The sequence below is a fragment of the Pseudomonas fluorescens genome (assembly GCF_000967965.1).
GTDB classification, from domain to species: Bacteria; Pseudomonadota; Gammaproteobacteria; order Pseudomonadales; family Pseudomonadaceae; genus Aquipseudomonas; species Aquipseudomonas grandcourensis.
This window is the reverse complement of sequence record NZ_LACC01000002.1, coordinates 161,214-182,565: the sequence shown is the minus strand read 5'-3', so window position 1 is coordinate 182,565 and position 21,352 is coordinate 161,214. Positions and strand designations below refer to the sequence as shown.

The window sequence follows — 21,352 nt, the reverse complement described above, 5'->3', positions numbered from 1 at the left end:
ACGTCTTCGGTTAATTGCGTGAGGAAATAAAAAGGCCCGAATTCGCGATTTGAGCCTTTTTATTTATAGCTGTACGTTCAGCCATCAGTGTTCCAGTGGGATCAACACCTTCTGGTCGGGGGCCAATACCATGAACACCAGCAACTTTGCCGGCTGGGTCGCGCTGGCGTTTTTCGACACCATGTGCTCCGAACCCGCCGGCTCATACCAGAACTCTCCGGGCTTGTAGGTTTTCGCTGGCTGGCCCTTCACCTGGGAGGTGATTTCTCCGGAAAGGACATAGGCCATGGTGGTGCCGTCGTGTTTGTGGGCGATGGAAGACTGACCGGGTTGGTAGTCGACTTCGATCATCATCGCTTTTTGGCCAGGGATGTTCTTCAGCATTTCGTCCTGCAAAACGGTGACCTTTTCCGAAGGATCATGGGCAAAGGCCGATGTCGACACAGTCAGGGCCAGGGCAGCGAGGGGGGCAGCACAGAAACGCAACACGTTCATGGTTCTTTACCTGCGGTGGGTTAGTTGTCGAAAACAACAGTAGTCCGCAAGCAGTAGAGGTTAAACAGCCAATATTCTGGAAGGCGAGGGGACCAATTGCAGAAGGGCCAATGGAGAAAAAAAGATGGTGAGGGAGCAAGCTCCCTCGCCACAGGAAATGGTTAAACGATCGGAAAACTGTTGAAGTCCACGGCATTGGCCAACTGGCTATCGATCAGGCTGATAAAGCCCTGGACTTCCGGGCAGTTGAAATGCGATCGCATGGCCGCTTCCGATTGCCAGTGGGCGCTGACGGTCCAGCGATTGGTGTCCTCGGGGCAGCGGTCGACCATATAGGATTCACAGCCAGGAAGTTCACGCAGGGTTTCGACAATCTTCTGCAGTTGCTTACCCAGTTCATCCGAGCGGCCGGCGGCGGCCTGCACCTGTACGGTATTGATCACTTCATGGGACATTGCTCACACTCCTGAATCAGGTCGGACGAATCCTGCTCATTGAGGGATAACGCCTATGCAGGATAGGCCCGGCCCCCGGGACCGCCAATAGCCAATTGCCAGATAAAACCGCAGGCCAATCCGTCAGGCCACCTGCTGCAGGATGTCGCGCAAACGGTCCAGGGCGATGTCGATGTCGAGGGTTTCGATGGCGCCAAAACCGAAGAAAAGCCCGGCCTTTGGCGCTTGCTGATAGAAAAAGCTGTCGATGGCATAGAGCCCGACTTCGACTTTTTTCGCCAGTTCGATCACCAATGGAATATCCATCGGCACTTTGCACATCACCACCATGTGGAATCCGGCGGTGGACGGCACCGCCTCCAGCCAGGGCGAAAGATCGCCCGCCATCCGCATCAGGATCCGTTCGCGGCGCCCGGCATAGACCGTATGGCAGCGCCGGATGTGCTTGAGCAGGCAGCCTTCGGCGATGAACTTGGCCAGCGCCCATTGTGGCAGGGTCGAAGTGTGCAGGTCGGTGAGCTGTTTGGCGCGTACCACGGCCTCGAGGATCGCTGGCGGCAGGATCCCATAGCCGAGCCGCAGTTCCGGCAACAGGGTTTTGGAGAACGTCCCGACGTAGGCGACGATCCCCCGTTCATCCATGCTCTGCAGGGAATCGGTGGGGCGGCCTTCATAGCGGAACTCGCTGTCGTAGTCGTCCTCGATGATGATCGCACCCAGCTCATGGGCCTTGGCCAGCAGCGCTTCCCGGCGCGCCTGGCTCATGGGCATGCCCAGCGGGAACTGGTGCGACGGGGTGACATAGATCAGGCGAGTGCCGCGAGGAATCTGGTCCACCACAATGCCTTCGGCGTCCACTGGCACGCCAATCACCGTGGCGCCGTGGCTGCCGAACAGCAGTCGCGCCGGCGGGTAGCCGGGGTCCTCCATGGCGACCAGGCTGCCCGGGCTGATCAGCACCCGGGCAATCAGGTCCAGCGCCTGTTGCGCGCCGTTGCACACCACCACATCCTCATCCTGACAATTGACCCCGCGGGAGAACGCGATGTGCTGCGCAATGGCGTTACGCAGCGCCGGCAAGCCCTCGGGCAAGCTGTATAAGCCCTTGGAACTGGAAATCTGGCGCAGTGCATGGGAGGTGCAGCGCCGCCAGTCATCCTGGGGAAACTGGCCCTTGCTGGTGGCGCCACCAATGAAGTCGTAGCGCAGCGAGCCTTCCAGGGTCGGATGACGCAGAAACACCGGAAGGTTGCGCCAGGACTCGATCACCTCGAAGCCGCCCAGCTCGGTATGGCTCTGTTTACGCTGCACCTTCGACGAGCGCGCGTTGACGTAGGTACCTTTGCCGACCACCCCGGTGAGGAAGTTTTCGTAGGTCAGCTGGGCGTAGGTGTCGGAAATGGTCTTGCGCGAAATACCCAGTTGTTCGGCCAGCAAGCGGCTGGGCGGCAGTTGCGTTCCGGCGGTCAGGCGACCGGACTCGATGGCGCTGCGCAGTTGGTTGTACAGCTGGCCGGCCAGGTCCTTGCGGCCGTTGATGACAACATGTAGTTCCATACCGGCGAGGCTCCGGGGTTGTTGAGGCGCGTGTGCGTCGCGCAAGATTACCCTTATCCGCTCGTGGTACAGAAGTTGTGCAGTGGAAAAACCGTCGATTGGTCTGGTGGCGGTGGTCCCCGGGGAAATCGCCCGATTGGATCTGTCATGCCTGCACGCCAGCGACTACCGTGAAGTTCACCTAACGGTTGCACGAGATCGATCCATGAACCCCCGTCTGGATTACTACAGCGCGTCCCCCAAGGCGATGAAAGCCATGATCGCCATGGAGGCCCTGACCAGCAGCCTGAGCATCGAGCAGGGCCTGCTGCACCTGATCAAGATTCGTGCTTCGCAGCTCAATGGCTGCGCCTTTTGCACCGACATGCACTCGGTGGATGCACGGCGCCTGGGCGAAAGCGACCGGCGTCTGTATTCCATTGTGGTCTGGCGCGACAGCAACTTCTTCAATCCCCGGGAAAGAGCCGCGCTGGCCTGGACCGAGGCGGTCACGTTGCTCTCCGAAAGCCATGTGCCGGACGATGTCTACACCCAAACCCGGGAGCAGTTCAGTGAAAGCGAAATGGTCGACCTGACCATCGCCGTCACCACCATCAACAGCTGGAATCGCCTGGCCGTGAGCTTCCGGCAGACACCCAGCGCCTGAGTCATTGTCACAGCAGCTTCATGAACGATCCGCAGGATGCACCTGTCAGTGTCAGATCGACAGGGAGTCCTCAATGTCATTCATGGAAGCCAGCACCCACCAGGGGGCTGCGGAGTATCGTGTCGCTTTCGATAAAAACGCGTCCTGGCGCCAGTTGGCGGCGGCTATCGACCCCGAACTGGCGCTGTGTTTCACCGTCAGCGTCCGTTGCGGTTGCTTCATGCAGGCCGCCCGCAGTCTCAACATCAAGGCCACCCGCCTGCGCAGGCAACTGGTACTGCTTGAAACGCAACTCCAGTGTTCGCTGTTCAACCATTCTGACAATGGTTTCAGCCTCAGCCGCGACGGCTTGCGCTTGCACGCCCAATTGATCGCCCTGGCCCATGAGCGCAATTTTCCGGTGATCCAGCAGCCGTTGATTCGCCTGGCCGTGGCGGATTCGATCCTGCATGACATTCTCGGACGTGACATGGTTGCATTGCTGCGGCGCAACGCCAGCGTGCGCCTGGACATCATGACCCTCGACAGCGAATTGGCATTGCAGGCGGTCAGCGCCGACGTGGTGGTGTGGCTGGGCGAGAGCGGATCGCCGTTACCGGGGCCGAGCTTTGTCACCACAGAACCCCGGCGTCTGGCGCAGCTGGAATACCTGCCGCATATTGCCAAGCGCTACTCGCGGGTTGCTTCCAGGCCGGAATGCCTGGACGAACTGGCCGATTTTCTCCTGGTGCAATGGCGGCAGGACTGTCAGGTTGAGAGCTTCCGGCCATGGAATGCACTGGTGGACCAGCGCTTGGCCGGGGCGGTGCAACTGCAATCCAAGGAACTGATGCTGGAGATGATCCGTTGCAGTGCCTGCATCGGCCTGTTGCCGCACTACATGAGCCATTTCGACCGTGGGCTGATTGCCTTGCCGGGGCTGTTTGAACAGCCAATGCGGCGTCAGGTGTGGATGGCGGTCAACGCCCATTCCGGGGACGACGTGCAGGTACGGATGATCGTCGAGTTGATTGAAAACACCTTCAGCGAGCGCCGGGAATGGTTCGAAAGCTGAGCGCGATCAAAATGTGGTTCTCGCCACACTGGAAGGTAGCGTTATAGAGTGAACGGCCATGTCTGCTTCAAGGATGATTCACCCATGCCAGCCACCGAACCCGTTATCACCCTCGAACGCTTCAACGAATCCCACATCGAAGGCATTACGGCGCTGTACAACGATCCCGCAATCGCCCGTCAAACCCTGCAAATGCCGTTTCAGTCCACCGAACTCTGGCGAAATCGCCTGGCGCTGGATAACGAACGCCTGGTGAAAGTGGTGGCCCTGCATCAAGGCACGGTCGTCGGCAATATTGGCCTGGAGCAGTTCTCACGCATTCGTCGCAGCCATGCCGGCAGTTTCGGCATGGGCGTTGCGGTGGCGTGGCAGGGTAAGGGCGTGGGCTCGAAGTTGCTTGCGACGGCGCTGGATATCGCCGACAACTGGATGAATCTGCAGCGCATCGAGCTGTCGGTGTATGCCGACAACGAAGCGGCCATTGCCCTGTACCGCAAGTTCGGCTTCGAAACCGAGGGCCTGTTCCGTGATTACGCCGTGCGTGACGGCGTATTGGTGGACACCTTGAGCATGGCGCGCCTGCGTCGCCCGCCCAAGGGCAGGGTGCTGTGATCAGGCGAGTGTCCCGTGGATCCGCATTTCGATCTCTCAGAAAATGTCGAATGCATCTCTCTGACCCCCAGCCAGTACCGTTCGCGCTTTTAGTCGTACGCTGGCAACGCGCATCTGCCATTCTGAAACTCCGCAGTACTGCTTCAACCAAAGGACCACCGCAATGGACGACGTACAGCAACTGGGCGAGATGCTTCGTCACTACGCAGAAAGCGAAGCGCACAAGAAACAGCTGTTCGAGTCGCAATCGGCACAATGGGTAGCGCGCATCGCTGGACTGTTCGATCAAATCCAGCAGTGGCTGGAACCGGTCAAGGCGCCTAACCTGCTCGAAGTGAACCGCGAAGTGTATGTCGCGTTGGGGCCGAGTGTTCCGGTGGAGACCTCTCCATTCAAGACCGAAAAGCTCAGCATCCTGATCGCTGGCAAACCGGTGGAGTTCGTGCCGGAGGTGATGGGTGTCGGCGGGCAGATTTCCGTGTCGGTGATGGGCTTTACAGCAGCACGTTATGGCAGCGTGTCACTGGTGTGCCTGCCGCCATCCACTAGCTGGCAGTGGCGCAAGACCAATGGCTTGAAAGACCCGGACACTTTTGAGTTCGATGCAAACTTCCTGGCGCAACAACTGCAAAGCCTGATTCCCCGGGAGCGTACCTGAAATCTCGACATACAACCCTGTGGGAGCGAGCTTGCTCCCACAGTCATCGGTGCTACATCAAATATCGAGGGTTCCCCAATCCGGATTCGCCTCTTCCGGCGGCAGTGTTCTAACGGTTTTCCCGGTCGCCAATTCCACCCGTCGCGCCACTTCCGGGTCATCCGCAAACGGGATCAGGCTCGCATCGTCCAGGCTCTCGGCGGTCTGGTGGTGCAGACAATACTCGATGGCGAACCACAAAAATGCCACACCCAGAATGTTCAATATGACTTCAATCATCAGGCTAACCGCGCCTCGCGTTCGGCCATCGCCACGTCCGTTACCTGCACCGTGCGCCACACGTTGTAGGCCATCAGCAGCATGCCGCTGAGGAAGAACACCCCGCCGGCAAAGCGCACGACGAATCCCGGATGGCTGGCCTGCAAGGCTTCGACGAAGGAGTAGGTCAGCGTGCCGTCATCGTTGATCGCGCGCCACATCAGACCCTGGGTGATGCCGTTGACCCACATCGAGGCGATGTACAGCACGGTGCCGATGGTCGCCAGCCAAAAGTGCAGGTTGATCAGCGGCGTGCTGTGCATCTGATCGCGTCCGAATACCTTCGGCACCATGTGATAGGTCGCACCGAAGGTAATCATCGCCACCCAGCCCAGCGCCCCGGCGTGCACGTGGCCGATGGTCCAGTCGGTATAGTGGGAGAGGGCGTTGACGGTCTTGATCGCCATCATCGGCCCTTCGAAGGTCGACATGCCGTAGAAGGCCAGGGACAGCACCAGGAAACGCAGGATCGGGTCGGTGCGCAACTTATGCCAGGCACCGGACAGGGTCATCATACCGTTGATCATCCCGCCCCAACTCGGCGCCAGCAGGATCAGCGACATGGCCATGCCCAGCGACTGCGCCCAGTCCGGCAGCGCGGTGTAGTGCAAGTGGTGCGGGCCGGCCCAGATGTACAGGGTGATCAGCGCCCAGAAGTGCACAATTGACAGGCGATAGGAATACACCGGCCGGCCCACCTGTTTCGGCACGAAGTAATACATCATCCCGAGGAAACCGGTGGTCAGGAAAAAGCCCACGGCGTTGTGCCCGTACCACCATTGCACCATGGCGTCGGTGGCCCCGGAGTACACCGGATAGGACTTGAACCAGCCGACTGGAATCGACAGGTGATTGACCACGTGCAGCATGGCGATGACTACGATGAATGCACCGAAGAACCAGTTGCCGACGTAGATGTGTCTGGTCTTGCGTTGCACTACGGTAGTGAAGAACACCACGGCGTATGCAACCCAGACCACGGTCATCCACACCGCGCCGGTGAATTCGATTTCGGCGTATTCCTTGGTGGTGGTGTAGCCCAGCGGCAGGGTGATCAGCATCACCACAATCACCGACTGCCAGCCCCAGAACGTGAAGCCGGCGAGTGTGTCCGAGAACAGCCGCACCTGGCAGGTACGCTGCACCGCGTAATAGCTGGCGGCGAATTGCGCGCTGCCGGCGAAACCGAAAATCACCAGGCTGGTGTGCAGCGGGCGCAAGCGGCCGAAGGTGGTCCACGGCAGGTCCAGGTTCATCTGCGGCCACACCAGTTGCGAGGCGATCCACACGCCCATCGCCATTCCCACGACGCCCCAGATCACGGTTGCCACGATGAATTGGCGGACGACCTTGTAGTTATAGGCCTGTCCGATAGTTGTTGTGCTCATGATCGATGCTTCCACGGTTGCAATGACGTGCACTGTAAAAACCGTGGCGAAAACAAAACAGGCTCAGGAATATTTCATTTATGCGGATCAGATAAGTTGCAATGCTGCGGCGATCTTGCGCGCTCTGATACGGTTTTTAACGATTCAGGTGAATCTGTAACACGCTGCACCGCTGGCGCATAGTCGCTCTTGTGAACGAGCCACAGAGCCCGATGCCCCGCAATCCTGATGAGGTAGCTATGTATCAATACGATGATTACGATCGGGCACTGGTGCTCGAACGGGTTGCGCAGTTTCGCGATCAGGTCGAGCGCTTCATGGCCGGTGAGCTGAACGAAGAAGAGTTCCTGCCGTTGCGCCTGCAGAACGGCCTGTACATGCAAAAGCACGCCTACATGCTGCGGGTGGCGATTCCCTACGGCACGCTGAGTGCCCGGCAGATGCGTACGTTGGCGAGCATCGCCCGGGATTACGATCGCGGCTACGGCCATTTCACCACCCGGCAGAACATGCAGTTCAACTGGATCGAACTGGCTCAGGTGCCGGACATCCTCGAACGCCTGGCCGAGGTGGAAATGCATGCGATCCAGACCTCCGGCAACTGCGTGCGCAACATCACCACCGAAGCCTTTGCCGGGGTTGCGGCCGACGAAATGATTGACCCGCGACCGTTGGCGGAAATTCTGCGGCAGTGGTCGACCATCAACCCGGAATTCCTGTTCCTGCCGCGCAAGTTCAAGATCGCCATCTGCTCGGCCGAGCAGGACCGCGCGGCGATCATGATGCATGACATCGGCCTTTATCTTTACCCAGGCTCCGAAGGACACATGCTCCTGCGAGTCATGGTGGGCGGCGGCCTGGGGCGCACGCCGATCCTCGGCTTGCAGATCCGCGAAGGCTTGCCGTGGCAGCACCTGCTGTCTTACGTAGAGGCGGTGCTGCGGGTGTATAACCGCCATGGCCGGCGGGACAACAAGTACAAGGCGCGAATCAAGATTCTGGTCAAAGCCTTGGGCATCGAGGCCTTTGCCCGGGAAGTGGAGCAAGAGTGGCAGTTCCTCAAGGACGGCCCGGCGCAACTGACCCTTGACGAGTTCGAGCGTGTGGCCAGTGCGTTCGTCGCACCGCCATATCGTGATCTGTCCGACACCCATCTCGATTTCGGCACGCACCTGGCCGAAAACCCGGCGTTCGCTCGTTGGGTGCAGCGTAACGTGCAGCCGCACAAAATATCGGGCTATGCCAGCGTGGTGTTGTCGACCAAGCCCGGCAGCGCTGCGCCACCGGGCGATGTCACTACCGGACAGATGGAGGCGGTGGCCGAGTGGTCCGAACGCTTCGGCTTCGGTGAAATCCGCATTGCCCATGAGCAGAATATCGTCCTTCCTGACGTGTCCAAGGCCGATCTGTTCACCCTGTGGCGCCTGGCCTGCGGACACAATCTGGGCAGTGCCAACGCCGGATTGCTCACCGACATCATCGCCTGCCCCGGTGGCGACTTCTGCGCGCTGGCCAATGCCAAGTCGATCCCCATCGCCAAGGCTATTGCCGCACGCTTCGAAGACCTCGACTACCTGCACGACCTGGGCGACATCAGCCTCAATATCTCCGGCTGCATGAATGCCTGCGGTCACCATCACATCGGCAACATCGGCATTCTGGGGGTCGATAAGAACGGTGCCGAGTGGTACCAGATCACCCTCGGCGGCGCCCAGGGCAAGCACAGCGCGTTGGGCAAGGTCATTGGCCCGTCCTTCAGCGCCGCCGAAGTGCCCGAGGTGATCGAGCGCATCATCGACACCTTCGTGCGTTATCGCGAGAGCGAAGAACTGTTCGTCGACGCTTTCCAACGGATCGGGCTAGAGCCGTTCAAGGAGGCGGTATATGCGAAAGTGCTGGAGGTGTCGGCATGAACAATCTGTTGCGGTTGGAAGAGGGCATGGCGCGGATTGTCGCGGATGATCCGTGGAAGCTCGTGCGCGACCCGCAAGCACCGCTGCCCGTGGGTGCCGCGATTCTGCCGCTGAGCCGCTGGCTGGAAAACCCGTCGCAAAGCGGCGTGTGGCTGGGGCCGGACGATGAAGTGGAAAGCCTTCAGCCATGGTTTGCCCAACTGCCTTTGATCGCCCTGGATTTTCCGAGCTTTCGCGATGGCCGCGGGTACAGTCAGGCGTATCTGCTGCGCACGCGATTGGGCTGGGCCGGCGAGTTGCGCGCCATCGGCGATGTTTTGCGCGATCAACTCAGCCACATGCGCCAATGCGGTTTCGACAGCTTTGCCGTGCGTGAAGACAAATCCGCAGAAGATGCATTGAAGGGATTGGCGGGGATGAGCGTGTTGTACGGGCGTTCGGTGATTGAGCCGCGGCCGTTGTTTCGTCGCAGAGGCTAGCTGACCAGCAAAAGGGCGCATCCCGAACGGCGGAATGCGCCGGGTGCTGTCAGTTGATGCGAACCAGCGTCGCGCGCTCGATTGGCGACAGCTGATCGATTTCCAGCAGTGTCAGGTTTTTTGGTGCTTCGCCGGCCACCGGACTGCCGAGGTTACCCGCGGCGCCTTCAGGAAGTTTGTACATTGCGCCGGTCAGTGGATCGACTACCAGCATGCCGATCAACCCGCCAAGCAGGATGTTGCCCCAGTACCAGCCGCTCATGCTGGTTTCCAGCGTGGTGCTGCTATCGGCATATCCTTCTTTTTTGAAGGTGACGGTGTAGGTCTCGCCCTTGAAGTAACCACGACCGGAAGGCAGTGTCACGGTGTTGGGCGTGGAGCCGTTATGTACGACGACACCGGCTTTGTTGGTAATGGTGAAGTTGGCGCCGCTAGGCGTGCTCGATACGTTCACCGGGTATTTGCTGTCACCGACGATGCTTGCACAGCCCGAAGTCAGGAGTGCTGTGGTCAGGGCTGTAACGGTGAACAGCTTGCGGAGAGCTTCCATGGTTGATCCTTGCGACCGGTCATTGCCGTCATTGGCCGAGGCGTGCTTCATGTCGCCTCGAAATGTAATGGGGGAGAGGTTTTTCAAGCGCCGCGAACCATATCACTAGTGGCGTAGTGATATCACCAAGAATATAAGGGGTTCGCATTGTTTGCTGACCGATACAGGGCAAACGGGGAAGGGGCATGCCTGGGATGGGCGTTGCTCACACGGCCGTCATCGCGGGCACGCCCGCTCGCACAGGGTTAGCGTCGTACACAGATTCTGTCGACGACGCTAACCCTGTGCGAGCAGGATTGACCGTGAAGGGGCGTCCGGTTCAGCCCCGATCATTTCAACGCCGGATCCCCCATGTTCATTTTCTTCCAGCCCTGCAACAGCACTTGCGCCTTGGGCTCCTGGCCGTTGTCCAGGTAGTACTGGATCAACGACAAGCGGGCATTGCGGTTGGCTGGCTGTTCTTTCAATAGCCGTTCCAGCTCTGCGCACGCCTGGTCAATCTTGCCGCTGTCATGCAGGGCCACCGCCAGCACATAACCGAACTGTCCGCTCTGTGGCTCCAGTTGCGCAGCCTTGCGCAGGTACGGCATGGCTTGGGCGGCCTGGCCCGCACGAATCAGTGCCAGGCCTTGGGTGTGTTGCAGCAGGCCCGAGTCGGGGTGGTCCTTGAGGCTTTGCGCCAGCAGGGCATGGGCTTCCTGACGGCGACCGTTGGCCTCCAGCCATTGCACCAGGGTGACCAGCGCCGGGTAGAAGTCCGGATCGCGCTGCAGGGAGGTACGCAGCAAAGCTTCGACTTCTGCGCTGCGGCCATCGGCCTGATAGAGCATGGCCAGGTTCAGGTTGGCCTCGGCGCGCTCGGCCAGGTTCTTTTGCACCGCCTCGTATTCGGCGATGGCGGCATTCCAGTTGTCCTGGGCGCTACCCAGACCATTGCGTGCCACGCTGAGCAAGTCCCGGGCGACGGCGATGCGCACGGCCCGCACCGGGTCGCTCAGCAATGGCGTGAGCAATGGCGCACGCTCCGCTGGCGGCAGGAACGCACTGACCGCTCGTACCGCGCTCTCGCGGACCTGCGGCGCCGGGTTGCCCAGGTCCTTGGTGGCCAGTTTCAATGCCTGTTCGCTTGGGTACGCCGGCAGTTCGGCCAGCAGCGTCGCCCGTTGAATCGCCGGCAGGTTGCTGCGTTGCAATTGCTCGAACAAGGCCTCGGCGGCGCCGGCCTGACCGTTGCGAATCAGCCACAGGCTTTCGTCGTAGCGCGGGGCTTGTACCGCGCTGGCGTTGGCGGTGTTCCACAGCTTGAACTGCTCGGTGACCTTGTCGCCGGCCTTGCCCTGGTGGCAGGTCAGGCAGGCGTCAGGCGTCCCCAGTTTTTTCGCCCGCTCGGGGTTGGGGATGCTGAAGCTGTGGTCATGGCGGAAGTCGTTGCCCATGTAGAACTTGCCGGGCATGTGGCAATCCACGCACTGCGAGCCCGGTTGGCCCATGGTGTGGCGAGTGTGTTCGACGGAATCGTAGTTTTTCGCTTGCAGGCCTTTACCGTCGACACCTTCCACAGTGGTTTTGCCGGCGGTGTTGTGGCATTGCAGGCAAACGCCGTTACCGGGGGCCTTCAACTGAGTGCTATGGGGGTTGTGGCAGTTGCTGCAACGCACGCCCTTGTCGAACATTTTGCTCTGGGCAAAGGAGCCGTGTTCGAACACTTCATCCTTGATCTTGCCGTCCAGCGCGTACAGTTCGCGGGTCAGGACGCTCGGCAGGTAGTCGTCCATCAGCCGCTTGCCGACCGTGTAGCCATCGTCCAGGGGCGCGCGGCGCGAGTGGCAGCGGGCGCAGGTTTCGATTTCGACGGTGGCGTTCTTGTCCTTGAGGTCGACGGCAAAGCCGGCATGGATCAGGTCGGTTTTCTTCGCGGTCCACTCCAGGTGATTGGACGCCGGACCATGGCAGGCCTGGCAGCCGACACCGAGGCTGTTCCAGTGACTGTCAAAGGTGTTTTTCGCCGCATCGAAATTGCGCTTGTAACCGGTGGTGTGGCACTCGACGCACATGAAGTTGGCGTTCTGGCTCGGCTTGCTCCAGTGCAGCGGGTTCTTGAAGGTCACGCCCTGGCCCGGATAGAGGTGAAACCAGCGGTGCTTCTCGGTATCCCAGGCCACGGCGAGGGCCTGCAAGCGGCCTTCGCCGACCTCGATCAGGTATTGCTGCAAGGGGGCGATGCCAAAGGTGTAGGCGACCTTGAAATCGGCGTTCTTGCCATCGATTCCGGGCGTGTTGACCCAGAATTCGTCGCCTTTGCGCGAGAACACCGTGGTCTCTTTCTCGGCCTTGAAGGTGACGTTGTTGAAGTCGCCGAGCAGGGTGTCCGCGTTGGCTTGCTGCATCGCCAGTTGGTGATGGGAGCCTTGCCAGTCCTTGACCTGCTCGCCGTGGCAGCCCTGGCATTGTTGCTCATCGACCATTTTCGCAGGCGCGACAGCGACCTGTTGCGGTTTGGCCGGTTGCACGGCAGGGGCGCTGACGGGGACTGGCTTGGGCGTCGTCGGTGTGCTGCCCAGCAAAAACCAGCCGATGCCCGCCACGGCCAGCAGCAGGATGCCGATGGTGACAGGGAACAGGTAGCGGTTGATCAGGGTCGGTTGCGAATCAGGGTTTGGGGTTGCAGCTTTATTTTTATGTTTCGGCATTACGACTTCCATGGTCCAGGTGCGTTTGCCTTGCGGCGCGCGATGAAGCTTGATGCAGCTTTGTCGGATGGTCGGCGTCTGTCAAATGGCAGATGCTGTGAAGCGGATGGCCCCTTCGCGGGCAAGCCCGCTCCCACAGGGCTTGGTGTTGTTCACAGCAATTGAGTACGACACAACACCTTGTGGGAGCGGGCTTGCCCGCGAAGGCGATCTATCCGGCACCCAATCACTCCCCGACAAACCACCGGTAATACGGATTCCCGGAATCCCCGCGCATCACCTCGCGCATATCCCGGGCCCAGGCGTCACGGTTTCCGTCGTAGGCATGCAAGCTTGCCCGATAGAACTGCATCAGGCGTTGTTGCTGGGTGTTCATGCGTTCGATGAACCCGGCGTCGGCGTTCAACACGGCTGGCGGCTGGTGCAAGTCGAGCAGGGCAGGCAACACGCGGCTGATCTCTTTCGAGCGAACCCAGGGCGCGTATTCGATCTTCGGCTGGTCGTCCGTCACCGGTTGCGCATCGCCAGCGAAGCGTTCAAGCCCCGCACGGTCAGTCACCCAGGTGGCGAGCAACGCGGCGGCCGAACCGACACCGACATCCTGCAAGGTGCTGCGAACGCTGTCTTGCTGGAAGCGCGCGTTGATCTTCGCCGCATCCAGTTCAATCGGCTCCATCGAGCCTACCAGCAGCATCTCGTGGAATTCACTGGTCCACAGGGTCGCGTACGGGAACACGTCGAGGAAGCTGCGCACCAATGAGCGCGAGTCGTCGATGTTCTGCGTCGGCAGCGGCAGCCATTGGGCGACCAGGCCTTGTTTGTGCAAACGGCTGGCGGCCAGTTGGTAGAAGTCCCGGGAATACAGGTTGACCACGCCGGCAGCGGAGGGCGGTGGCGGTTCGAGGGTGATCAGGTCGTAGCGCTGCGGATTGCGCAGCAGTTCCTGGCGACCGTCACGCAAGCGCACATCGACACCCGGATCGGCCGCGGCGTTGAAGTTGCCCTTGAACAAGGGGGCCGCCTTGACCACCGAAGGCAGCAGTTCGGCGACCACGCGATGCTCCAGGCCGGGGTAGCGGGTCAGGGCGCCCGCGGTGATGCCGGTACCGAAACCGATCACGAGGGCCGAGCGAGGCTCACCGTTGTGGATCAACAGGGGCAGCAGCGCCTGGATCCGCATGTAGCGCAGGGACGGCATGGCGTCGCCGGTATTGGACACGCCCTGGATGTACAAACGCTGGAATGCTCTTTCGCCCTTGCCCTGGGTGACCACGGCGACGGTGCCGCCACGGCCTTCTTCGTAGAACGTCAGCGTGCCGTTGCGCGCACCCGGCAGCAGGCTGGCGAGCTTGTTGACCGGCGTGAACACGGCGAGTGCCAGGGACACCAGGCCGATGGCAACCACCGCCTGGCGCCGGCCTTTCTTCACGCCATGGCCCTTGCCCACGGCGAGGTACGCGATACCGGCGGCAATCATTGCCAGCAGACCCAGGGTCCGCACCAGACCCAGCATCGGGATCAGGACAAAGCCACAGAGCATCACGCCGACAATCCCGCCAAGGGTATTGAACGCGACGACTTCGCCGACGTTGCGCCCCACCTGTTCGCCGCCGACGCTCAAGCGCAGGGCCAACGGGAACGCCGCCCCCAGCAACAGGGTCGGTACAAACACGATGCTCAAGGCGGCCACGGCAAACCGTGTGCTCATGCCCGCCAGTTCACTGCCGCCCAGTGACAATACCCAGCTTTCCGCCAGGGTTTGTGCAAGCACCAGCCAGCGTCCGAGCAACGCCACTTCCAGCAAGGCAATGGCACCGGCTGCGGCGATCAGCAAACCGAATACCCCCCAGGGATCGCGCAGACGATCGACCCGACGTGCCAGCAGCATGCTGCCCAGGAACAACCCGGTGAGGTAGGTCGCCAGCACCACGGCAAAGGCGTAGGTGCGGGTGCTCATGAATTGCACGATCGATTGCGACCACACCACTTCGTAGCCCAGGGCCACACCGCCGGCGATGGAATACAGCCACAGGGCCAGGCGGTCGGGGGCTTTGTCGGTGTGATGTTTCACCGGGGCATCGATGGGTGCCACGCGCTGGCGCTGGAACCACAAGGCCCCTGCGGCGGCCAGCAGGTTGAGCATGGCGGCAGCCAGCGCGCTGCCGCGCACGCCGAGGGTGGCAATCAGCACGAACGCGGCGAGCAGAGTGCCGGCGATGGCCCCGGCGGTGTTCGCCGCATACAGTTGCCCGCCGGCCTTGCCCAAGTGTTGCGGGTCAGTGGCCAGGGAGCGAACCAGCACCGGCAGGGTGCCGCCCATCAACAGCGCGGGAATCCCCACCAGCGCGAACGGTAGCACCCAGGCCAGCAATCCGACCTGTTCTTCCAGCCAGGCAAACGGGCTGGCCGCCAGGCTCATGGCGAACGTCGCGCCGACACCGAGTATCGCCACCAGCACTTCCAGCCCGGCGTACAGCACAACCGGTTGTTGCATCCGATCCGCCCAGCGCCCGAACAGCAAGCCACCCAAGGCCAGCCCGGCAAAGAACGCGCTGATCCCGGTGGTGATGGCATAGACCTCGACGCCAACGACCAGCGACAGCTGCTTGATCCACAGCACCTGGTACACCAGCGCGGCGGCGCCGGAGACAAACAGCAACAGGGCGGGGATCAACAGCGCCGGTGAGGCGACTTGTTGGGTAGGTATGGCCGACGACTTGCTGGCGACACGTGAGGTCATTGCGGATTGCCTTGTTCCGGTACGTAAAAACAATGACTGCTGGGTCTGAGTCAGTCAGATAATTTCAAACCTTACAAACCTATTGTGGCGAGGGGGCATTCCGACAAGCCCCCTCGCCACAGAGTCCAGTGTTCGCCATGAATAAGTCCGCTCGCCAATGAAGGCGAGCGGCGGTCCAGCGGTCTTACTGTGCAGCTTTCATTTTTTCAGCGATTTTGGCGTCTACCGCAGCACGGATCTGGTCGATGCTGAAGCTGGCCGGTCTCTGGCTAGGTGGATAGTCGATGAAGGTTTGCAGGAATGCCGCCGACTTGCCCACGGCAACCGCAGCCAGGTAGACGTTCTTGGTTTGCCAATCGTAATACTGATCGGAAACCACGTCGGCACGTTCATACGGGTCCATGCGCAGGTTGAAGATCTTCGGTACGCGCAGGCATACGAACGGTTCGCTCCAGACCTTGAAACCACCCGGTGCACGCTGCTCGCAGAACACCGCTTTCCAGTTGTCGAAACGCATGGAAACCAGCATGCCGTCGTCGTTGAAGTAGTAGAACTCCTTACGCTCGCCTTTAGGCTGTTGGCCGGTCAGGTAAGGCATTTGGTTGTAGCCGTCCAGGTGAACCTTGAAATTGTTGCCGCCAGACGTTGGAGCCCAGCCCTTGAGCAGTTTTTCCTTCACCTCGGCATCACCTGCCGCCGCAAGCAAGGTCGGGAACCAGTCCAGGCCCGAGAACATCTCGTTCGAGACTTCCCCCGGCTTGATCTTGCCAGGCCAGCGAATCATCGCCGGAACCCGGTAGGCACCTTCCCAGTTGGAGTTCTTCTCGTTACGGAACGGCGTGGTTGCCGCGTCCGGCCAGGAGAACTGGTTCGGGCCGTTGTCGGTGGTGTAGACGACGATCGTGTTGTCGGTAATTTTCAGGTCGTCGAGGGTTTTCAGCAGTTTGCCGACGTCACCGTCGTGCTCGATCATGCCATCGGCGTAATCGTTGCCGGGCATGCCGCTCTGGCCCTTCATCGACTCGCGCACGTGGGTGAACAAGTGCATGCGGGTGGTGTTCATCCAGACGAAGAACGGTTTGTCCGCCTTGGCCTGTTTCTCGATGAACGCCTGCGCGGCGGCGGTGGTTTCGTCGTCGATGGTCTCCATGCGCTTGGTGTTCAGCGGGCCGGTGTCTTCGATCTTGCCGTCGGCGAAGCTGTGGATCACGCCACGCGGGGTGTTGGCCTTGACGAAGGCAGCGTCGTCCTTGGGCCAGTAAGGGCGCTCGGGTTCTTCTTCAGCGTTGAGGTGGTACAGGTTGCCGAAAAACTCGTCGAAACCGTGGTTGGTCGGCAGGTATTCATCCTTGTCGCCCAAGTGGTTTTTGCCGAACTGGCCGGTCGCATAGCCCTGGGACTTCAGCGCCTGGGCAATGGTGATGTCACGCTTTTGCAAGCCCACCGGAGCACCCGGGATGCCGACTTTCGACAAGCCGGTGCGCAATGGTGTCTGGCCAGTGATAAACGATGACCGTCCGGCCGTGCAGCTGTTCTCCGCATAGTAGTCGGTGAACATCATGCCTTCTTTGGCGATGCGGTCGATGTTCGGAGTCTTGTAGCCGACCACGCCCATGGAATAGGCGCTGATGTTGGTCTGGCCGATATCGTCGCCGAAGATCACGAGAATGTTGGGTTTTTCAGCGGCCCCGGCGGTTGCCGAAAACGCCATGACCGTAGTCGCCACCAGGGCGAGTTTCGGTATCCACTTACGTATGCGAGTCATCTGACTGGCTCCTTATGCTCACTTGCGTCGCGTACTGCGACAAACGTTTATTGCGGTCCTGCGTTACGTCTTTTTATTGCACTTGCTCGGGTGTGGCGGCATCGAACGGGTAGATCCGACGCCACTCGGACGCCATGTCGACGACTGTCCAGCCACGTTTGTGTGCTTCGTCCAGGGCCTTGTCCAGGCGACCGATCTGCGATTGCCGGTCGTAAGCCCATTCGCGTTTGGCGTCGGTGTGATGCACCAGGCCCATGAAGCGTTTGCCAGGACCGGCGGCGGTCCACTGAAGCATTTGCAAGTCGCCGTCGGAGTTGCCGAAGGCGAGGATTGGCCGACGACCGATCACCGCGTCGATGCTGACCGGTTTGCCCGGGCCATCGTCGTTGTGGGCCAGTTTCGGCGTGCGCAGGATCGATGCCTTGCCATCCTTGTAGTCAAACGTTGTGACGAATGTGGTGCCGATAACCTGCTCAGGCGGGATGCCGTAGACCTTCTCGGCGAAGGCGCGCATGAACCCGGTGTCGCCGCCGGAGACGATGTAGGTCTTGAAGTCCTTGCCGCGCAGGTAGTCGAGCATTTCCAGCATCGGCTGGAAGATCATTTCGGTGTACGGCTTGCCGGTTTTCGGATGGCGGGCCTGGCTCAGCCAGGTCTTGGCGTAGTCATCGAAGGCTTCGGTGGTCATGCCGGTGTGGGTAGCGGCGAAAATCTTCAGCAGGCCCTCCATGCCGGTGGCGGCCAGGGCCTTGTGATCGTTTTCCAGCACTGCCTGGAACGGCTGGGTGGTTTTCCATTCAGGGTGCTGCGGAGCGGTGCGTTTGACTTCCTCCAGGGCGAACAGCAACTCGAAGTACATCGGCTGCTCGCTCCACAAGGTGCCGTCGTTGTCGAACACGGCAATGCGCTCCTCGGGCTTGACGAAGTCTTTGCTGCTTTGATCGGTGACCGTCTGCACGAATTCGATGATCTGCTTTTTCGACGGCCCGTCGTTCCACGAGGGCAGCGGTTCGGCAGCCTGCACCAGCAGCGGCAGGCTCAAGGCCAGGGTCAGCAGGAAACTGAATCCGCGATGATGGCGTAGCGATATCGAATTCGTCATGGGAAATCCTTCTCGTGAACGGGGTTGAGCGGATGCAGTGCAGAAGAGACTGATTCTCTGTTGCGCTCGGCCTGACTATGCAGCGTAGACAAGGATTCCCCGATTTGGCGCAGCGCCTGTTCTTTGTCCGGATCGCGGCCATAACAGGCGCGCAGGAAGGTTTGCAGGCGCGGGCCGAGACCGGTCAGTTTCAGGCCGTGGCGGCTGCGCCGGGTCCACAGGTACAGGGCACTGAGTTGCGCCGGTTTGCCTTCGATTTGTGCCGGGATCTGCCGCCACGCGTAGTCGGCGGACTCGAGCCAGGCGGCGTGCCGGGCGCGGCGTCGGGCTTGCCAGTTGAGGTGCGTGCGGTGTACGAGCGGGCGACTGAACCAGCCGAGTGCCACCACCGCCAATACCAGTGCCAATAGTCCGAACCAGTGCCCGGAAAGGTGCAGGCGATTCTGCTGGCCGAGCTTCTTCAGGTCCTCGGTGATTGAAAACACCGGCTTGTAGGCGCTGTTGGCGGCCGCGTCGAAGGTCACGGCAGGCACCGTGGCCGTGCGGGTTTGCTGGGTGCCGGCATCCCACCATTTCAGTTCGACGGAGGGCAGGGAGTAGTTACCTTCCTGGTCGATCCGGTAGGTCACGCTGTCGATGCGCTGGCCGCCATTGAAGTTGCCGCGACCGTCATCCAGATTGCGGATTTGCGGTGCTTTCGGGTAGCGGCTCAGGCCCTTGATGTCGTCCAGCGTCGGTGTCGGCAGTGACATGGCCAGGGCACCGTCGGCCTGCAAGGTCAGCTCCCGGGTGATGCTGTCGCCGACCTTCAGCGGCGTGGCCGAATGGATGGTCTTCTGGGTAAACCGCAGCCCTTGGGCTACCAGCACCGCCTCACCGGGCTTGAACCCCGGAGGTTGCGCGGCGTTGAAATGCAAAGGCTGGCTCTGGGCGCTGAGTGCGTGGCTGGCCTGACCCGGTGTGGCTTGTACCCTCAGTGCCGGAATGTCGAAGCCCTGGGCCAGGTTCGGGGTGATCAGGTAGCTGTAGCGCATGCCGCTGAAGGATTGGCCGTCGAAGGTCTGGTTGATGTGCTCGGCATGGCCGTCCGGTGGCATCACCAATGCGCCGGGCAGTTTCAGGTCGGGCAGGGTGGGGGCGCTGGTGAACCAGGTGTCGGTGAAGACATCGAGTTGCAACTCGACCAGGCTGCCGACCATGACGGGGTCGGCGGGTTGCAGGCTGGCCTGGACTTTCAGCTGAGGGTCGGCGGCGAATGTATTGAGGCTGATCAGACCGATGAGCAGGGCGCCGAGTGTTGTGGGAGCGGGCTTGCCCACGATGGCGGCGACTCGGACTTTCAGGCTGATCATGGTTTAGCCCCCGCCTGATCCTGCAAGCTGAATTTCTGCTTGAGGAATTTCGCCGGCGATGTGGTGAGGTTCTGCAGCCATTGCTCATCCGAGGCCGCTTGCTGGGTTTCCACCTTTTTGCTTTGACCTTTACCCGGCGCCTTGTCCATCTTGATTTCGTCGGGTTTGACCTCTGGCGTGTTTTTCTCGGCGCTTTCGGTGTCTTTCTGCAAGGCAATGGCCAGGGCCAGATTGGCCGTGGCTTGCGGGAACTGCGGTTGCAACTTCAGCGCCTGGTTATACGTAGCGATGGCCTGATCGAACTTGAATCGACGCACGTAGATGTTGCCCAGGTAGAAATACGCCTGCGGTGTATCGAGCCGCGCGAAGCTGGCCAGTGCCAGGTCGAAATCGGCCGAGTTGTAGGCGGCCACGCCTTTCCAGTACGGATCGACAAACAGCGCCGCGGCCTGAGGGTAGTGCTCATGTTCGAAGGCCCAGCGACCTTGCTGGTCGCGGGTGAAGAAAGCATCGGTCAGCGCGTTGGCCTGTGCCGGCGCCGGTTGCAGGCCCAGGCCCACCGCCAGCAGTAGGCCGGCCATCCAGTTCAGGCTCCAGCCCTTGCGTACGCTGAAGAAGGCGATCAGCAACAGCGGCCAGCACAGCCAGTAACCGGCGTCCTTCCAGTGCAGTTCACGCTGTTCGTCACTGGCTGCCTGGAAGTGCTGCTCGGCGTGCAGTTCGATCCAGTCCAGATCGTCATCGTTGAGGGTCAGGCTGCCCAGCGGCGCATCCAGCGCTGAGGCAAGCTGCTTGAGGGCGTCCTGATCGAAGCTGCCCATTTGCGGGCGACCGTTGCTGTCGGTGCGTGGCTGGCCGCTGGCATCGCGGATGATCCCGCCGTCGGTGCTGCCAGCCGCCAGTATCAGCACTTGCAGCGCACTGTCCGCCAGTTGCTTGCCTAGCCCGGCCAGTGCCGAGGTGTCGGCGCCATCGGTGATCAGCAGCAGGGTGCCGGGTGTTTTCTCGGCGGCGAGCAGGCGCTTGGCCTGATCGATGACCGCGCTGACGTTTTTCCCCGGTTTGTTGATCAGGTCGGTGCTCAGGGCCTGAATGAATGTATCGAGCAGCGCCGGATCGTCGGTGGCGGGCAACACTAGATGCGCGCTGCCAGCGTAGGCAATCAGGGCATTGCGCGAACCGGCGCGGCGCTGGATCAAGTCGTGGAGCTTGTGCTTGACCGCTTCCAGGCGACTGGGGGGAACGTCGCTGGCGTCCATGGAGGGCGACAGGTCGACGGCGATGATCAGCGGCGCACGGTTTTCCAGAAAGTCCGGCCGATCCTGTTCCCAGGTCGGTCCTGCGGCGGCGATGGCGCCCATTACCAGCAGCGCACACACCAGATGCACCGGACGCAGGCGTTGCCGGTCTTGTGGGGTGATCAGCAGATGCGGCAGCAGGTGCGCGGCGATGTTGCTGCGCAGGCGTCGTTGCAGGTCCTGGTTGCGCCGCCACAGCAGTGGCAGCAAGGCGCCGAACACCGCGAGCAACAGCCACAGGGGGCGCAGGAAATGGAAGTCGCTGAGGTTGATGTCCATG

18 protein-coding genes are annotated in these 21,352 nt (G+C 61.0%); 6 read left to right on the top strand and 12 right to left on the bottom strand.

From position 1 onward, the window contains the following. Positions 1–84: 84 nt before the first annotated feature. The 3 genes from VC35_RS00800 to pdxR form a co-directional block, all read right to left on the bottom strand. Complete coding sequence (locus tag VC35_RS00800) at positions 85–495, bottom strand: cupin domain-containing protein (RefSeq protein WP_046037162.1); 411 nt, start codon at positions 493–495, stop codon at positions 85–87. A gap of 161 nt (positions 496–656) precedes the next feature. Beyond that, positions 657–950 carry a putative quinol monooxygenase gene (locus VC35_RS00795; RefSeq protein ID WP_046037161.1) on the bottom strand — a complete coding sequence of 98 codons (294 nt, stop codon included), beginning with the start codon at positions 948–950 and terminating at the stop codon, positions 657–659. Positions 951–1,073: 123 nt separating this feature from the next. Then, positions 1,074–2,507, bottom strand: a complete 1,434-nt coding sequence (gene pdxR, locus VC35_RS00790) for a MocR-like pyridoxine biosynthesis transcription factor PdxR (protein WP_046037160.1) — start codon at positions 2,505–2,507, stop codon at positions 1,074–1,076. A gap of 205 nt (positions 2,508–2,712) precedes the next feature. Here pdxR and VC35_RS00785 point away from each other — a divergent pair, with 205 nt between their 5' ends. From VC35_RS00785 to VC35_RS00770, 4 genes are all read left to right on the top strand, one after another. Beyond that, positions 2,713–3,153, top strand: a complete 441-nt coding sequence (locus tag VC35_RS00785) for a carboxymuconolactone decarboxylase family protein (protein WP_046037159.1) — start codon at positions 2,713–2,715, stop codon at positions 3,151–3,153. A gap of 73 nt (positions 3,154–3,226) precedes the next feature. Further along, the gene (locus tag VC35_RS00780) at positions 3,227–4,207 is read left to right on the top strand and encodes a LysR family transcriptional regulator (RefSeq protein ID WP_046037158.1); all 981 of its coding nucleotides are present in this window, start codon (positions 3,227–3,229) and stop codon (positions 4,205–4,207) included. Between the two features lie 84 nt (positions 4,208–4,291). Then, a complete protein-coding gene (locus VC35_RS00775) occupies positions 4,292–4,819 on the top strand; it encodes a GNAT family N-acetyltransferase (RefSeq protein WP_046037157.1) in 528 nt (175 codons plus the stop codon). 163 nt (positions 4,820–4,982) lie between these two features. Then, the gene (locus tag VC35_RS00770; RefSeq protein WP_046037156.1) at positions 4,983–5,477 is read left to right on the top strand and encodes a hypothetical protein; all 495 of its coding nucleotides are present in this window, start codon (positions 4,983–4,985) and stop codon (positions 5,475–5,477) included. 57 nt (positions 5,478–5,534) lie between these two features. Here the strand turns inward: VC35_RS00770 and VC35_RS00765 are convergent, their stop codons facing one another. Next, the gene (locus VC35_RS00765) at positions 5,535–5,756 is read right to left on the bottom strand and encodes a hypothetical protein (RefSeq protein WP_046037155.1); all 222 of its coding nucleotides are present in this window, start codon (positions 5,754–5,756) and stop codon (positions 5,535–5,537) included. Next, on the bottom strand, positions 5,756–7,183 hold the full coding sequence (gene ccoN / locus VC35_RS00760; RefSeq protein ID WP_046037154.1) for a cytochrome-c oxidase, cbb3-type subunit I: 1,428 nt from the start codon (positions 7,181–7,183) through the stop codon (positions 5,756–5,758). The genes VC35_RS00765 and ccoN overlap by 1 nt, the downstream gene beginning before the upstream one ends. 239 nt (positions 7,184–7,422) lie before the next feature. On the opposite strand from ccoN, the gene VC35_RS00755 reads away from it, so the two are divergent. Continuing rightward, complete coding sequence (locus tag VC35_RS00755) at positions 7,423–9,096, top strand: nitrite/sulfite reductase (protein ID WP_046037153.1); 1,674 nt, start codon at positions 7,423–7,425, stop codon at positions 9,094–9,096. Then, positions 9,093–9,575 carry a DUF934 domain-containing protein gene (locus tag VC35_RS00750; protein ID WP_046037152.1) on the top strand — a complete coding sequence of 161 codons (483 nt, stop codon included), beginning with the start codon at positions 9,093–9,095 and terminating at the stop codon, positions 9,573–9,575. Before VC35_RS00755 ends, VC35_RS00750 begins: the two co-directional genes overlap by 4 nt. 49 nt (positions 9,576–9,624) lie before the next feature. Here VC35_RS00750 and VC35_RS00745 read toward each other — a convergent pair whose 3' ends face one another. From VC35_RS00745 to VC35_RS00715, 7 genes are all read right to left on the bottom strand, one after another. Further along, positions 9,625–10,125 (bottom strand): peptidase associated/transthyretin-like domain-containing protein, encoded by a 501-nt coding sequence (locus VC35_RS00745; RefSeq protein ID WP_046037151.1) that lies wholly within the window; start codon positions 10,123–10,125, stop codon positions 9,625–9,627. 329 nt (positions 10,126–10,454) lie between these two features. Next, entirely contained in the window at positions 10,455–12,815 is a 2,361-nt protein-coding gene (locus tag VC35_RS00740) for a tetratricopeptide repeat protein (RefSeq protein WP_046037150.1), read from the bottom strand. A 226-nt stretch (positions 12,816–13,041) separates the two neighbouring features. Beyond that, positions 13,042–15,555 (bottom strand): fused MFS/spermidine synthase, encoded by a 2,514-nt coding sequence (locus VC35_RS00735; protein ID WP_046037149.1) that lies wholly within the window; start codon positions 15,553–15,555, stop codon positions 13,042–13,044. A gap of 184 nt (positions 15,556–15,739) precedes the next feature. Then, on the bottom strand, positions 15,740–17,320 hold the full coding sequence (locus tag VC35_RS00730; RefSeq protein ID WP_046037148.1) for an arylsulfatase: 1,581 nt from the start codon (positions 17,318–17,320) through the stop codon (positions 15,740–15,742). A gap of 73 nt (positions 17,321–17,393) precedes the next feature. Next, the gene (locus VC35_RS00725) at positions 17,394–18,422 is read right to left on the bottom strand and encodes an HAD family hydrolase (protein WP_046037147.1); all 1,029 of its coding nucleotides are present in this window, start codon (positions 18,420–18,422) and stop codon (positions 17,394–17,396) included. After that, positions 18,419–19,774 carry a BatD family protein gene (locus VC35_RS00720; protein ID WP_046037146.1) on the bottom strand — a complete coding sequence of 452 codons (1,356 nt, stop codon included), beginning with the start codon at positions 19,772–19,774 and terminating at the stop codon, positions 18,419–18,421. The genes VC35_RS00725 and VC35_RS00720 overlap by 4 nt, the downstream gene beginning before the upstream one ends. After that, a complete protein-coding gene (locus VC35_RS00715; protein WP_046037145.1) occupies positions 19,771–21,351 on the bottom strand; it encodes a VWA domain-containing protein in 1,581 nt (526 codons plus the stop codon). Before VC35_RS00715 ends, VC35_RS00720 begins: the two co-directional genes overlap by 4 nt. Position 21,352 lies beyond the last annotated feature (1 nt).

Coding starts and splice junctions, on each gene's coding strand:
- VC35_RS00800 (WP_046037162.1), bottom strand. CDS start 495: ATGAACGTGTTGCGTTTCTGTGCTGCCCCCCTCGCTGCCCTGGCCCTG.
- VC35_RS00795 (WP_046037161.1), bottom strand. CDS start 950: ATGTCCCATGAAGTGATCAATACCGTACAGGTGCAGGCCGCCGCCGGC.
- pdxR (WP_046037160.1), bottom strand. CDS start 2,507: ATGGAACTACATGTTGTCATCAACGGCCGCAAGGACCTGGCCGGCCAG.
- VC35_RS00785 (WP_046037159.1), top strand. CDS start 2,713: ATGAACCCCCGTCTGGATTACTACAGCGCGTCCCCCAAGGCGATGAAA.
- VC35_RS00780 (WP_046037158.1), top strand. CDS start 3,227: ATGTCATTCATGGAAGCCAGCACCCACCAGGGGGCTGCGGAGTATCGT.
- VC35_RS00775 (WP_046037157.1), top strand. CDS start 4,292: ATGCCAGCCACCGAACCCGTTATCACCCTCGAACGCTTCAACGAATCC.
- VC35_RS00770 (WP_046037156.1), top strand. CDS start 4,983: ATGGACGACGTACAGCAACTGGGCGAGATGCTTCGTCACTACGCAGAA.
- VC35_RS00765 (WP_046037155.1), bottom strand. CDS start 5,756: ATGATTGAAGTCATATTGAACATTCTGGGTGTGGCATTTTTGTGGTTC.
- ccoN (WP_046037154.1), bottom strand. CDS start 7,183: ATGAGCACAACAACTATCGGACAGGCCTATAACTACAAGGTCGTCCGC.
- VC35_RS00755 (WP_046037153.1), top strand. CDS start 7,423: ATGTATCAATACGATGATTACGATCGGGCACTGGTGCTCGAACGGGTT.
- VC35_RS00750 (WP_046037152.1), top strand. CDS start 9,093: ATGAACAATCTGTTGCGGTTGGAAGAGGGCATGGCGCGGATTGTCGCG.
- VC35_RS00745 (WP_046037151.1), bottom strand. CDS start 10,125: ATGGAAGCTCTCCGCAAGCTGTTCACCGTTACAGCCCTGACCACAGCA.
- VC35_RS00740 (WP_046037150.1), bottom strand. CDS start 12,815: ATGCCGAAACATAAAAATAAAGCTGCAACCCCAAACCCTGATTCGCAA.
- VC35_RS00735 (WP_046037149.1), bottom strand. CDS start 15,555: ATGACCTCACGTGTCGCCAGCAAGTCGTCGGCCATACCTACCCAACAA.
- VC35_RS00730 (WP_046037148.1), bottom strand. CDS start 17,320: ATGACTCGCATACGTAAGTGGATACCGAAACTCGCCCTGGTGGCGACT.
- VC35_RS00725 (WP_046037147.1), bottom strand. CDS start 18,422: ATGACGAATTCGATATCGCTACGCCATCATCGCGGATTCAGTTTCCTG.
- VC35_RS00720 (WP_046037146.1), bottom strand. CDS start 19,774: ATGATCAGCCTGAAAGTCCGAGTCGCCGCCATCGTGGGCAAGCCCGCT.
- VC35_RS00715 (WP_046037145.1), bottom strand. CDS start 21,351: ATGGACATCAACCTCAGCGACTTCCATTTCCTGCGCCCCCTGTGGCTG.